This window comes from Mesorhizobium loti (genome assembly GCF_013170705.1).
Classification (GTDB): Bacteria; Pseudomonadota; Alphaproteobacteria; order Rhizobiales; family Rhizobiaceae; genus Mesorhizobium; species Mesorhizobium loti_D.
Genome location: NZ_CP033334.1, coordinates 4,014,873 through 4,028,780, shown reverse-complemented (window position 1 = coordinate 4,028,780; position 13,908 = coordinate 4,014,873). Strand labels below are relative to the sequence as shown.

10 protein-coding genes are annotated in these 13,908 nt (G+C 62.8%); all 10 read right to left on the bottom strand.

The genetic code is table 11. The annotated features are described in order from the left end of the window. Positions 1-11: 11 nt before the first annotated feature. The 10 genes from EB815_RS19560 to EB815_RS19515 all read right to left on the bottom strand — a co-directional run bounded on the left by EB815_RS19560 (position 12) and on the right by EB815_RS19515 (position 13,853). Positions 12-2,573, bottom strand: coding sequence for a GcvT family protein (locus EB815_RS19560; protein WP_056572598.1), 2,562 nt, complete (start codon positions 2,571-2,573; stop codon positions 12-14). Positions 2,574-2,723: 150 nt separating this feature from the next. Then, the gene (locus EB815_RS19555) at positions 2,724-3,482 is read right to left on the bottom strand and encodes an FkbM family methyltransferase (RefSeq protein ID WP_056572600.1); all 759 of its coding nucleotides are present in this window, start codon (positions 3,480-3,482) and stop codon (positions 2,724-2,726) included. Then, positions 3,479-4,711: a glycosyltransferase 87 family protein gene (locus EB815_RS19550; RefSeq protein WP_056572602.1), complete on the bottom strand. Its 1,233-nt coding sequence runs from the start codon at positions 4,709-4,711 to the stop codon at positions 3,479-3,481. The genes EB815_RS19555 and EB815_RS19550 overlap by 4 nt, the downstream gene beginning before the upstream one ends. Before the next feature lie 22 nt (positions 4,712-4,733). Further along, entirely contained in the window at positions 4,734-6,164 is a 1,431-nt protein-coding gene (locus tag EB815_RS19545) for an aspartate aminotransferase family protein (RefSeq protein WP_171883360.1), read from the bottom strand. 103 nt (positions 6,165-6,267) lie between these two features. Then, positions 6,268-7,275: an NAD-dependent epimerase/dehydratase family protein gene (locus tag EB815_RS19540; protein WP_056572606.1), complete on the bottom strand. Its 1,008-nt coding sequence runs from the start codon at positions 7,273-7,275 to the stop codon at positions 6,268-6,270. Next, positions 7,272-7,706, bottom strand: a complete 435-nt coding sequence (locus EB815_RS19535; protein ID WP_056572609.1) for an EamA family transporter — start codon at positions 7,704-7,706, stop codon at positions 7,272-7,274. The genes EB815_RS19540 and EB815_RS19535 overlap by 4 nt, the downstream gene beginning before the upstream one ends. 124 nt (positions 7,707-7,830) lie before the next feature. Further along, complete coding sequence (locus EB815_RS19530) at positions 7,831-9,180, bottom strand: FAD-binding oxidoreductase (RefSeq protein ID WP_056572611.1); 1,350 nt, start codon at positions 9,178-9,180, stop codon at positions 7,831-7,833. Between the two features lie 2 nt (positions 9,181-9,182). Further along, a complete protein-coding gene (locus tag EB815_RS19525; protein WP_056573477.1) occupies positions 9,183-10,616 on the bottom strand; it encodes a UbiA family prenyltransferase in 1,434 nt (477 codons plus the stop codon). Between the two features lie 225 nt (positions 10,617-10,841). Beyond that, complete coding sequence (locus EB815_RS19520; RefSeq protein WP_032930670.1) at positions 10,842-11,105, bottom strand: hypothetical protein; 264 nt, start codon at positions 11,103-11,105, stop codon at positions 10,842-10,844. A 258-nt stretch (positions 11,106-11,363) separates the two neighbouring features. Further along, positions 11,364-13,853, bottom strand: coding sequence for a mechanosensitive ion channel family protein (locus EB815_RS19515; protein ID WP_056572613.1), 2,490 nt, complete (start codon positions 13,851-13,853; stop codon positions 11,364-11,366). Positions 13,854-13,908 lie beyond the last annotated feature (55 nt).

The window sequence follows — 13,908 nt, the reverse complement described above, 5'->3', positions numbered from 1 at the left end:
CGATCAGCCGATCAACTGCGCGGCTTGAGGTTCTCCGGATCGTAGAGCGGCTTGTAGCCAACGCCGGCGACTTCGACCGGGTAGGTCTCGCCAAAATATTCCACCTTGAGCTTGCGGCCTTCCTGCGCATACGAATGCGGCAGGTAGGCGAGCGCGATGTTCTTGCCGATGGTCGGGCCATAGGCGACCGATGTGGTAAAGGAGCGGCGGCCGAGTTCGTCGACCAGCGTCTCGCCGGTAGCGGGATCGAGCACCGGCATGATGCCCACGGGATAGCGCGCCACACCTTTCGAATCGGTGTTTTCGGTCATCACCAACGTGCACAAAGTCGCCGGCTGGTGTTCGCGGGCACGATACTCCAGGTGCTTGGCCTTGCCGCAGAAATCATTCTCCTTGACCTTCGGGCGCGCGAGATCGGCTTCGAGCAGATTGTACTCGGTCAGAAGGTCGGCGTTCTGCAGCCGCAGGCTCTTTTCCATGCGGCGCGTATTGGCATAGGTCTCGACGCCGAACGGCATGACGCCGGTCGTGCGCAGCGCGTCCCAGACGGCCAGCCCGTCCTCATAGCGCATGTGCAGTTCCCAACCCTGCTCGCCGACATAGGAGATGCGGAAAGCGGTGACATCCTTGCCGCCGATCCGGATCGGCTTGATCGCGGCGAAGGGGAAATTTTCAACGGAGAGCCCGTCCGGAGTCTCGACCACCTTCTGCAGGGTCGCGCGGGCATTCGGCCCCCAGATGCCGATGGTGACGTACTTTTCCGTCACATCGGTGATGGTGACGTCAAAACCCTTGTCCTGCGCGGTCCGCTGCATGTAGCGGAAGTCGCGCGGGCCGGCGTCGGCGCCGTCGATCAAACGGCAGCGATCGGCCATGCGGATGACGGTGAAGTCGGCGCGCACCATGCCTTCCTCGTCGAGGAAGTGGGTATAGATGCCCTTGCCGATGTTGTTGTCGCCGCCGATCTTGGCCGCGCACAGCCATTCCAGCAGCGCGACATGGTCGGGCCCTTCGACGTCATACATGGAGAAATGCGAGAGATTGACGATGCCGCAATCCTCGCTCATCGCTAGATGCTCGGCGTTCGAGACGCGCCAGAAATGGCGGTTGTCCCACTCGTTCTCGCGCACCGGCACCCGGTTGCCGTACTTCTCGAGAAGATGCTCGTTGGCGGCATAGCCATGGGCGCGCTCCCAGCCGCCCAGTTCCATGAAGTAGCCGCCGAGTTCCTTCTCGCGCTCCCAGAACGGCGAGCGCCTGATGTTGCGGCCCTTGGAGAACGGTTCGCGCGGATGCACCGCGGGATTGTAGACCTTCATCGCCGTCTCGGTGCAGCGGTCCCAGATGAACTGCTCCTTGGTCTGGTGCGGATAGAAGCGCGCATAGTCGATGGCGTGATGATCGATCGCGGTGCGGCCGTCGGTCATCCAGTCGGCTATCAGCTTGCCCATGCCGGGCCCGTCCTTGACCCAGATGGCGACGGCATACCACAGGCCCCTCACCTTCTGGCTCTCGCCCATCGACGGGCCGCCATCGGCCGTCACCTGCAGCAGGCCGTTGAAGGAATGGCTTTCATTGTAGCCGAGTTCGCCCAGGATCGGCGTCAACTCCATGGCGCGCTCGAGCGGCGCCAGGATCTGCTCCATGTCGAGATCGCGCTGCGACGGCGAAAGGCGGGCCTGGTCCTTCTCCAGCAGGTCGCGCGGATGACAAAGGCGCGGGTTGGTCTCTTCGTAGTAGCCCCATTCGATCTGCCCGCCTTCGGCGGTCTTGGGATCGCCGGTGTCACGCATATAGGCCGAGTTGCCCTGGTCGCGCAGCAGCGGCCAGCCGATCTCCTTGCCGGTGCCGGCGAACTCATTGTACGGCCCGAAGAAGGTCAGCGGATGGTCGATCGGCATGACCGGCAGGTCCTCGCCGACCATTTCCGCGATCAGCCTGCCCCAGATGCCGGCACAGACGATGACATAGTCGGCCTCGATGGTGCCGCGGTCTGTCACCACGGCGCTGATGCGGCCGTCCTTGACCACGAGCGACTTGGCCGGCGTGTTGGCGAAGGATTTCAGCTTGCCCGACGCCTCCGCCTGGTCGACCAGCTTGCCGGCAACGGTCTGCGAGCGCGGAATGACGAGGCCGGCGTCCGGATCCCACAGGCCGCCCTGGACCATCTCCTGTTCGATCAGCGGGAACTTTTCCTTGATCTCGGCCGGTTCGATCAGACGGGCGCGTGTGCCGAACGCTTTCGCCGACGCGATCTTGCGCTTGATCTCGTCCATGCGGCCGTCGTCGCCGACACGGGCCACTTCAAGGCCGCCGATGCGGGCGTAGTGGCCCATCTTCTCGTAGAAATCGATGGAGTAAAGCGTGGTCCAGCAGGACAGGAAATCATGGCTGGTGGTGTAGCAGAAATCGGAAGCGTGCGCGGTCGAACCGATGTCGGTCGGGATGCCCGATTTGTCGATGCCGACAATATCTGTCCAGCCACGCTCGATCAGGTGATGGGCGATCGACGCGCCGACAATACCGCCGAGGCCAATGATGACGACCTTCGCCTTTTTCGGAAACTCTGCCATTGCCCGCGACTCCAGATGCTAATGCGGGCAGCTTCGGCGCCCGTTTGATCGGCGCACAATATGCAGACGACAGGCACGGCGCTACCGCCTGTTTGCGACACGCCGCAGGTGCGGCGCGACCCGATATGGATCAGGAGAAATCGCGACCTGTCAGGCGAAGGCCCAGATGTCTTCGGCCTGGAAGCCGACCTGATAGCCGGCGGTCTTCAGCTTGACCACGACCTGGCCGATTTCGGCCGCCGGCAATGCACCGACCTCCACCTTGATCATGCCCGGGCGATAACGCTTGAGGTCGAGCTGTTCGAAGACCATCCAGTCGGCGCCCTCGCAATCGACGAGGAAGGCGTCGATATGGCTGATGCCGTTGCGGTCGAGCAGCGTCTGCAAGGTTTCCGACGGCACCTCGATGTCCCTGAGGTGCGGCGCGAATTTGTTGAAGTTGGCGTCCGCCTCGCCCCAGGCATTCTTGCCCGACATCAGATTGGTGTCGGTGACCGACGAGCAGCCGATGAACTCGATCGGCAGCGTGCCGGCCTCGAGGGCGGCCGAGTCGAAAGTGTGGACGGTGATCGTGCCCCTGGTTTTTGTGACGGCCACCGGCTCGATGATGAAGCGGTCCGTGTCGGGATAGTTGGCGCGCAGCCGCTTCTGATTGTACGGGATCGGCTCGACCAGCATGGCGCGGGCACCGGCAATCCTGTGCAACCACGGCGTGACATCGTCGAACAGCGCGCCGTCGCAGGCACCGACATTGACCATCTGGAACGGCCGCCCTGCCCCACCGAAGCGCGCCTTCAGCGCCGCCCTGGCGAGGAATTTCGTGCCGCGCAGCGACGGCCCGCGATCGAGCAGGCCGGAGGGAAGACCGAGCGACAAGGCGATGCGCGCCAGGCTGGATAGCGAACTCATGGCTTGTCTCCGGGAATGACGTCCAAGGCCGCGCGGTGTTGGCCTCGAACCGATGCCGCCCACAGCGCCATGAAGGGCGCCGACAGCAGCAGGAAGGGCGGGATCAGATGCGGGAAATAGATGCGCGTGTCGTGGATCGGGAAGACCGTGAACTTCGCCAGCGCACCGAGCGCCAGCGCCGCGAACAGGATGCCGGCACGGCGCTCGAGGCGAAAGCCGGCACGGCCGGCGGCAAACCAGCCGGCCAGCGCCAGTACGGAGACACCGACCCAGCTGTTCAGGTTGACGGCGCGCAGCAATGACGTCGCAAACGCCCTGAGATAGGCGGTGACCGAGAACGCCGGCTCGAACCCGTCCATATTGTAGTGCTGTTCGATGCTGGAGAACCATAGATGCGGCCACCAGCCGGGATGATGGGCCCAGTGCGAAATGGCGAAATAGGCAACGAAGGACGCGGCGAACCCGGCCAACGCACCCCATGCCCGCTGCCGGAAGGCGACCAGCAGCACCGCGAAAATGGCAAGGAACACAATATTGTCCGGTCGTACCATGAAGGCGAGGAAGAGCATGATCGCAGTCGCCGCCTCGCGGCCCCTGACATAGGCGTAGAGCCCGCCGAGCAGCAGCGCCGACGTGAGCAGGTCCGGCGTCGAGGCACGCGCCGCATCGCCGAAGTCAGCCATGATCAGCACCGCGCCGATCAGCGGTGCCAAGGCCAGGGCCTTTTCCCAGCGCAGCCAGTGCAGCACGATCGCGCCGAACAGCAGCACCGAAAACACCTGCACGAGGTGCATCGCCTCGACCGGCGACATCACCGCGCTCAGCGTCGACAGCATCTCGGCGTAGAGGAACTTGATCCGATACATGCCGAGCAGCGAATGGAAGTCGGCGGCATTCTCCGTCATGTGGCTGCGGAAGCCGCCGCCATCATCGGTGAGCGTTTTGTAATCGGCGGCCGAAACACCCGCTTTGACCGTGCTGTAGGCATAATCATGCAGCGCCTGCGGATCGGGATAGGTGCCTTCCTCGGATATTGCGAGGTAAGGCAGCATGTCCCAATTGGCGTCGGGCATCACCCAGGCCGTGAACGCGGTCAGAACGATATAGAGCGCGAAAGCCGCCGCGCCGATCGGTGCGGCCAGCCGCGCATAGGTCCCCTCGCCCCAGGCCAGACCGGTCTCGGTGAGCCGGTCGAGCGGGGTTTTCGCAGCGGGAGACTTGGTCAGCATCGTTCTGCCCAATGAGCTTTTCTTAGCGAACTTGGCTTTTGACGAAGTCCTTCACGATCGACACGATGCCGCGTGACAGCAGGCTGTCGAAGGCATCGACGAAGCGGTCGACATGTTCGCGCTGGCAGATCAGCGGCGGTTCGAGCCTGATGACGTTGCGGTTGTATTCGGTGAAGGCAACGAGCACGTCGTAGTCGCGCAGCAAAAGCGCGCCGACAAAACCCGACAGTGAACCCTTCAGCTTGTCGTCGAGCACGCTGACGATGGGCCTGAGCACCATCGGCAAGGTCTGCGAGAAGTCGTGGAACTCTAGGCCGACCATAAGGCCCTTGCCGCGCACATCCTTGATGATCTTCGGGTATTTGTCCTTGAGCGCCTGCAGCCGCTGCAGCAGATAATCGCCGGTGACAGCAGCGTTGTCGATCAGCCCCTCGTCATAGAGCACGTTGAGCGCCTCGATCGAGGTGACGCAGGCCTCGCCCATGCCGCCGAAAGTCGCCATGGCATGGATCATCGCGGTCTTCGGCGTGCCATAGGCCTTCATGTAGATTTCGCGCCTGGCGATCATCGCGCCGACCGCCGCCTTGCCGCCACCGAGCGACTTGGCGAGCGCCGTCACATCCGGCACGACGCCGTAATGCTCGAAGGCATAGAAGCGGCCCGAACGGCCATAGCCGCACTGCACTTCGTCGGCCACCCACAGCACGCCATGCTGGTCGCACAGGGCGCGCAGCTTCTGCCAGTATTCCGCCTCGGCCTGGATGATGCCGCCACCGCCCTGGATGGTTTCAAGCACGATGACGCCGACCTCGGGATCGGAGCGGAACAGCCGCTCGACCGCCTCGATGTCGCCGAAGGGGATGCGCACCGTATTGTCCGCCATCCTGAAGTCGGCGCGGTAGAGCTGGCCGTCGGTGATGCCAAGCACGCCCTTGGTCTTGCCGTGGAAGGAATTCTCGGCATAGACGATTTTCGGCCGCTTCGGGCCGGCGGCGCGCTCGGCGAGCTTCACCGCCGCTTCCATCGCTTCCGAGCCGGACGAACCCAGAAACACCATGTCGAGATCGCCGGGCGAACACTTGGCGATGTTGTGCGCCAGCGCCGCCGCATATTGCGACATGAAGGCGATCGCGATCTCCTGGCGCTTTTCCTCCTGGAACTTTTTGCGCGCCTCAAGCAGGCGCGGATGGTTGTGGCCGAAGGCCAGCGAGCCGAAGCCGCCAAAGAAATCGAGGATCTTGCGGCCGTTCTGGTCGATATAGAACATGCCTTCGGCGCGCTCGATCTTGATCTTGTGGAAGCCGAGCAGCTTCATGAAATGCAGCTGGCCGGGATTGAGATGCGCCTTGAACAGGTCGGTCATGCGGGCGACATCCATCGCCTTGGCCTGCTCGACACTGATCAGATCGGGCTTGGCGATGGTGGCGGGCGACAGCGCCGGCGCATTGACCATGGTACGCGCATTCGTGTGTTCAGGCTTGGCCATGACGGTCATTTCAATCTCCTGTCCGCGCTACGACCAGCGTCGTGCGCCATAGAACTGTTTGGCGAGCCGCCTATTCGGCCGGCACATGTTTGGTGGCGACGGCGTGCCCGGCCTTCTTGGCGCGGTATTCGCTGTAGGCGGCGATCAGCATGTCCTCGTCGCGATATTGCGGCACCCAGCCGAGCTGGCGCTCGGCCTTGGACACGTCAAGCACGCATTCCTCGTCGGCGATCAGATATTGCTCCGGGTCCATGATCGGCATGTTCACGAGGTCGAGCAGATCGAGCGTGCGCTTGACCGCCCAGCCCGGTGTCGGGATCAGGATCGACTTCGAACCGGCATGCCGGATCAGGTCGCCGAGCAATTTCTTCACCGGTGGCGGATTGAGTGAGCCCAGATTGTAGGCCTCGTTGGGCACGCCGGCCTTCCAGGCGGCCCGCGCAGCTTCCGCGCAATCGAACACAGAGATGAACTGATAGGGGTTTTTGCCCGAGCCGATCATCGGCACCGGAAGGCTCCAGTCGATCAGCTTGAACAGTTTCTCCAATATGCCGAGCCGCCCGGGGCCGATGATCAGGCGCGGCCGGAACAACGAGATCGACATGCCGCGCTTGCGCCATTCGGCGGCGAGCTCCTCGGTCTTCTGCTTCGACCAGCCATATTCGCCGAGCGGCGCGACGGGATGCTCCTCGGTCATGGGCTGTGTGACCGTGTGTCCGTAGATCATATCGGTCGTGTAGTGAACGAGTTTTGGCGTACCAGCCCTGTCCATGGCCTGCATGATGTGCTCGGTGCCGTGGAAATTGACCGGGAAGAAGAAGTCGTGCCGCTTGGCCCGCACCTGGATCGGCGACAGCATCTTGGCCGACAGATTGTAGACCATGTCGTCGGCCTTGAGCCCGACAGCGGCGACCGACGCCGGATCGGTGACGTCGCACTTGACAAAGCCGACATTGCGGTAATGCGCCAGATCGCTTTTGACGATGTCGGCGACGACGACCTCTTCGCCGTCGGCAGCAAGCTTCGGGGCAAGGTGACGGCCGACGAAGCCGTCACCGCCGAAAATCACATGTCTCATCGAACGGTCTCGTTTGCAGGGATCTTGTCGGGCGCGATGGAAGCGGTCTGGCCTTCATGTCCTCGCCCGCTTTGCGCGATCAGCACGGTGCCGACGCAGATGAAGGCGATGCCGGCGATGCGCCAGCCATTGAGGTCTTCGCGAAAGACGAAGTAGGCGAAGACGGCGACAGCGACATAGGCGAGGCTGAGGAACGGATAGGCAAAGGAAAGCTCGACCTTGGACAGCACGTAAAGATGCGAAGCCATGGAAATCACAAAGGTGCAAAGGCCCAGGAACACCCAGGGGCTGAAGACGATCTGCAGCAACTTGAGGAGCGGATTGACGCCTTCGAACGAGATCGGCCCAAGCGACATCATGCCTTGCTTCAGCATGAGCTGCGCGGCGGCATTGGTCATGACCGTAAAGAGAATGAAGACGATATATTTCATGCCAGCTCACCCACCCCGTGTCATCGACTAATACAAACCTGAAAAGATATCGTGAACTCACAAGAATGTTTTGAGTAAATTCAGGGATTAATCATTCGATAACCACGATTCATTCCAAATTTATCTATTCAGCGGCCTCGATTCCACGCCGCCGCGGATCGATGCTGCCGGCCGTGCGGGCCCAGAAATCGGACATGAAGGCAGGGTCGCGCAGCGCTTCCAGCCTCGGCCAGTCGGCGAAGGAGGCAGCGAAGGTCGCGGCACTCATGCGCGCATCCTTGTAAGGGTTGACCGCCCCGCCGGCCGCGATGGTGATGCGGTCGAGCTCGCCAAGCAGGGCAAGCGTCGCCGCCCCCCTGTTGGGGAAATCCAGCGTCAGCGTGTAGCCCGGTCGCGGGAACGACAGCAGCGCGGGCGAGCGGACCCCGCCGAAACGCTTCAGCACGGTGAGGAAGGAGCCCTGCCCGGCCCGTCGGGCCGCTGTCAGCAGCTCCGGCACAACGATGCGCGCAGCCTCTTCCGGCACCACGCCCTGATGTTGAAACAGCCCTCTGGGGCCATAAAGCCGGTTCCATTCACGCACACCGTCGAGCGGGAAGAAAAAGCCGTGGTAGCCGGTCTGGCGCGGCACGGTGGCGCGGCCCTTCTTCCATCGGTAGGCGGCGTTGAAAGCGGTCAGGAACGGCCGGCTGAGCACATTGAAGGGCGGCTGGAACGGTATCGCCAGCTTGCCGCCGGCGCGCGAGGCCGCGTGCGAGCCGCGTTCGGCGTGGTTGCCGGTAAACAGCAGGCCACGCCCGCTGTTGCGGCCGCCGGCGAGTTGATCGATCCAGGCGACGGCATATTCATTGGCCTGGTCCGCCGCTTCGGCGAGGTCAAAGAACTCGGCGAGGTCGCGAAACGGTGTCGTCTTTTCGACGATGTCGAGCGAAGGCACCCGCATCAACCGGATCGACGCGGACAGGATGAGGCCGGTCAGCCCCATGCCGCCGATCGTCGCCCGGAACAGGCGCGGATTGTCTGATGTCGAGCAGCGATGGGTCTTTCCATCGGACCGCAGCAGCGTGAGACTTTCGACATGGCAGCCGAGCGTGCCGCGCCGGTGATGGTTCTTGCCGTGCACATCATTGGCGATGGCGCCGCCGAGCGTCACGAATTGCGTGCCCGGAACGACAGCCGGGAAGAAGCCGTAGGGTGCTGCGTGCGCGATGATATCCGCCAGCAGCACGCCGGCATCCGCTTCGAGCACACCGGTCTCGGCATTGAACGCCCGGATGCGGTTCAGCGTCCGCATGTCGACGACCGCACCGGCGTGGTTCTGGCAGGAATCGCCGTAGGAACGCCCATTGCCATAGGCCAGCAGCGATGCTTCCTTCGCCTGGCCGCCCTTCAGCAGCGCGATGGCGTCATCGGCGTGGATGGCATGCGGCGCGGGCGGCGTGGCAAGGCCAAAGCTCCGGAAGCGTTCGACCATGCCTACCAGCCCCCGATGACCAGCAGCATCGCGCCGATCAGCACCACGATCTGGCTACGCCAGTCACGGATGATGAAGACGACCGGGTCGTCATGCATCTCGTCGCGGCGCGCCAAGATCCAGACGCGCATGGTGAGGTAAAGCACGATCGGCGGCAGCGGCCAGATCAGCCATGGATGCGGGTAGAGTTCGCGCACCGCGACACTGTCCATGTAGAGCGCCAGCACCAGCGCCGAGGAAAAGGCCGACGCCATGCCGGCCTGGGCGACGATCTCCTGGTCTTCGGTGCGATAGCCACGGCCGGCGATGCGCTCACCAGGCGGAATGGCGGTGGTGCGCAGTTCGACAAAACGCTTCACCAGCGCCAGCGACAGGAAGAAGAAGATCGAGAAGGCGAGCAGCCAGAACGAGACATCGACGCCGGTCGCGGCGGCACCGGCGAGCACGCGGATGGTGTAGAGGCCGGCAAGCGTCAGCACGTCGACCAGCAGCATGCGCTTGAATGACAACGAATAGGCCGTGGTGACGGCCATGTAGCCGCCGAGGACGGCCAGGAATTCAGGCGCCAGGAACAGCCCGGCGCCGACGCCGACCGCCAGCAGCACCGCGATCGCGCCAAGGCCGAACGGGATCGACAGCGCGCCGCTGGCGAACGGCCTGTTGCGCTTGGTGGCGTGTTTGCGGTCGAGCGCGAGGTCGAAGAAATCGTTCAGGATATAGATAGCCGAGGCCACCGCGCTGAACGAGATGAACGCCAGTACGCACTGCCAGATCATGTTGGTGTTGAAGTATTCGTGCGACAGCACCATCGGCACGGCGATCAGCGAGTTCTTCAGCCACTGGTGCACGCGCAGCATCTTGATGATGGTCCGCGAGGTCGGCTTGGGCGCCGGCATGGTTTCGGCGCCATTCGCCGCCTGCCAGCGTGCGGCGTGACGATCGGGCGCGACGACGATTGCATTGCGCGCGGCGTCGAAGACCTGGAGATCGTGCCGGCTGTTGCCGGCATAGTCGAAGCCGCCATCGCCGTAGGCCGCGACCAGCGAGGCGCGCTTCTTGCCCGAGGTGAGATTGTCGAGACCATCGGTCGCCAGCACACGGTCGAAAATGCCGAGATGGCGGGCAATGGCGTCTGCGAATTTGCGCGGCGTGCCGGTCGCCAGCACGATCTTGCGGCCTTCGCTATGTTCGGTCCGGAGCCGGTCGAGCAGCGGCGCGCGATAGGGCAGCGACGCGGGATCGATGTCGATGCGCTGCGCGATTGCCTGCTTCAGCCGCGCCGGCCCGCCGGCCACCCAGAAAGGCACCAGGAAAATATAGAGCGGGTTCTTCTTGAGGAGGAGGAACAAGCCTTCCCAAAGCAGGTCGGTCGCGATCAGCGTGCCGTCGAGATCGACCGCAAGCGGTATTGCGTTCCTGTCCGACCGCGCATCCATGCCGTCCTGCCCTGCCAGCGTATGATCCGGAAAACCGGAATCCCGTTGCGCGCCGCGTTTCGGCGTCTTGATGCCGGTATAGCGGGGGATGACGTAACGAACGTTAAAACGTCTGGTTGCAGGCGGCTGCCGCGCCGGTATTTCCGGCGTCATTGTTAAACAAAGGCTACTGGAAACGATAAAAGGCCGGGCAAATACCCGGCCTTTCCAATGATACCGCCAGAATTACTTGATGCGGGCGACGCCGCCGGAAATTTCGACGGTCTCCGAACCGGTCAGGGCTTCGAGGTCACCGTTCGGCAAGGTGACGAAGCAGCCGTTCTGGCAGAATTCAACGGTTTCACCGCCGGCCAGGGCAAGGTCGGTCTTGCTGCCGCCCTCCGTCACGACCAGCGTACGGGTCTCGGCGTCCTTGTTGACCGCGCTGGCGGCATGAGCCGAACCGCTCACGGCGAGCAAGGCGACGGCAGCGACGAGAGACTTCCACATGGTGCAATATCGGTGTTCCCACCGCCTCTGTTGCATTTCGCAAGGCATTTTCGCCCTTTGCTTGGGAGCTTATATGAGATGGAAGCTGAACCGCAACTGAATGCCGTATTCATGCCGCAATTGGCTTTGGCACTCTCCAACGCCGGTTGCCGGTTCACGCCTGGCTCCTGTTAGTTTGCCCGACCGGCACAATATGATGCCCAAGGCGGCACACGCGAAGAAAAGCGGTTCGCCGTTTCCGGGAAACGGTGAAATGCGCTAGTCGGGATCGGGCTTGCGCGGCTTGCGTCCTGATTTCGCCTGCTTTTTCGCTTCAGCCGCCGCTTCTGCCTTGGCCAGTTCCTGTTCGGCAAAGTCGGCCTCGATCTTGTCGTCGTCGGTAGGCCAGGCCTTCGTATGCTTGGTCTCGACGACAGCGCGGGGCGTCGACGGTATCTCGATATGCTGGTCGTCGAATTTTTCGAGAACGGAGAAGCGGATGTCGTTTTGCACGGCGCTGCCGTTCATAATATCGGCCAGGAACACGCGGATCTCGAATTCCAGCGCGGCGGCGCCGAAATTGGAAAACAGCACGAAGGGCTCGGGGTTCTTGAGCACCAGCGGATGGCTGCGCGCGATTTCCAGCAGGATGGCATGCACCTGCTTGACGTCGCTTCCATAGGCGACGCCGACCTTGATCTCGACACGGCCGAGCTTGTTGCGGTGCGTCCAGTTGCCGACGGCGTTGTTGATCAGGTTCGAATTGGGCAGGATCACCGACTGCCGCTGGAAAGTCTCGATCTCGGTGGCACGTACGCTGATCTTCCTGACCGTGCCGCTGACGTCGCCGGCGACGATCCAGTCGCCGACCTTGAACGGCCGTTCGGCCAGAAGGATCAGGCCGGAGACGAAATTCGACACCACGTTCTGCAAGCCAAAACCGATACCGAGGGAGAGCGCGCCCGCGACCAGTGCCAGGCTGGAGAGATCGATGCCGGCGGCCGAGATGCCAACGAGCGCCGCCAACGCGACACCGGCATAGCCGACCGCCAGCCGGATCGAGTTTCGCACCCCGGTATCGACCTTGCCGCGCGCCATGACGGAACCATCGAGCCAGCCCTGGAACCAGCGCGTCAGGAAATAGCCGATGACGAAGACGACGATGCCCGAAAGGATGCCGGTGACCGAAATCGTCACCGACCCGATATTGATCCCAGTCGCCAGCTTGTAAGCCCAGGCCTGGATGTCGCCGGGCTGGAAGCCCCACATCAGCAGGATCAGCGGCAGGAAAACCAGAATGATCAGCAGATTGATGGCTACACTGACGACAAGGCCGAGTTGGTCGAGTGCCGTATCCTCATAGCTGGAATTGGTCGACAGCCAGCGCCCGACAGTGGTGTTGGCGAACGCCCCCTCCTCGCCGATCGCCTGCGCCGAGAGGAAGCCGATATAGGCGGTGATCAGCGCCGTGCCCGTGACCACGACCTGCAGCGAGACGAACAGCGCAAGGCCGATGAAGCCGAGCAAGGCCGCGGTGATGGTGAACAGGCCAAGCGCCAGTGCCAGGTAGCGCAGCCATGCCGGCCAAGGCCGCCAGCTTCCGTCACGTGCCTTGAACGGCCGCAGCATCGCCATGAGGATCAGGATGATGCCGACGACGATGGTGGCGACGAAACTGCGCGCGATGGTCAGCGACAGCGGCGATCCCATCTTGTCGTTGATGATGGACAGGAATGTGTTGGCGCTGATGACCACGGCCATGGCGGTCGCCAGGCGCACCAGCCAGCGCGCCGGCCCGGTTTCGACCGGGATGAGACGCCAGTTCGGCAGTCGCGGAGACAGTGCCGCATTGGTCAGCCGGTTGACGCAGAACACCACCCCGATGGCGGTCGCCAACGCATTGAGAAACAGGCCAATGTCGCCGCGCAACACATTGTAATAATTGAAAAAGAAGATGGTCGAGCCGAGAAACGCGCCGACCGCCAGCGTCGGCAGCAAGGTAGACCAGAAGGCCACCGACAAGCGGCTGAGATAGGACGGGTCTTCGTTGGAAGGGTCTGCCTCGAACACGCGTCCGAACAGGCGCCTGCCGCCGACCAGCAGAACCAGCGCCAGCCCGAGCGCCACGAAGGTTGCCGCCAAAATGGCCTGGAACTTGAACTTGAAAGCGAAGCTCAGCCATGACGACACCGCCTTGTAGAAATTGGCGTATTCGTCCTGGGCGTCGGAAAACACCTGCGGGCTCAGTGCGTCCGACAGGACGTAGCGCTTGGTCAAAAGGTTGCGGAACAGCTCGCTGCGCATATTGCCGATCTTGTCGATCAGTCCGCTGATACGGATCGACAGGTTCTGCGCGCTGGCGACGACCGCGTTGATCTCGGCCTTTTCCGACGCCAGTGCCTGGCGCTCGCCGGTCACGATGTCGGGCTCCTGCGGCTGGCCCGCGGCCGGCGGCGGGCCTAGCACTTCGATGCGATTGTTGATTTCGGTCAGTCGCGGACGGAACGCCAGCGCACTGGTCAATGCCGCCCGCGACAAATCCTCCAGTTGCAGGCGGATATCCACGAGCGAGGAATCGTCGTCACCGTCCTGCTGTATTTTCTTCTCGAGATCGTCGGTCTTGGCCGTCAGGCCCTGGATGACCTTCTGTTGATCGGTGATCAATCCGGCGGAGCCTTGACCAAGCGCCTGCGCCATCGCCTCGAACGACGGCGGCGCCGAAATAACCAGCGCGAGGATCAGAACGAGGCGGAGCAATCTCAAAGGCATGACGTATTGGCGACTCACGGGCGGCAAAGGCATTCAAAAAGCCTGTCCTTGATAA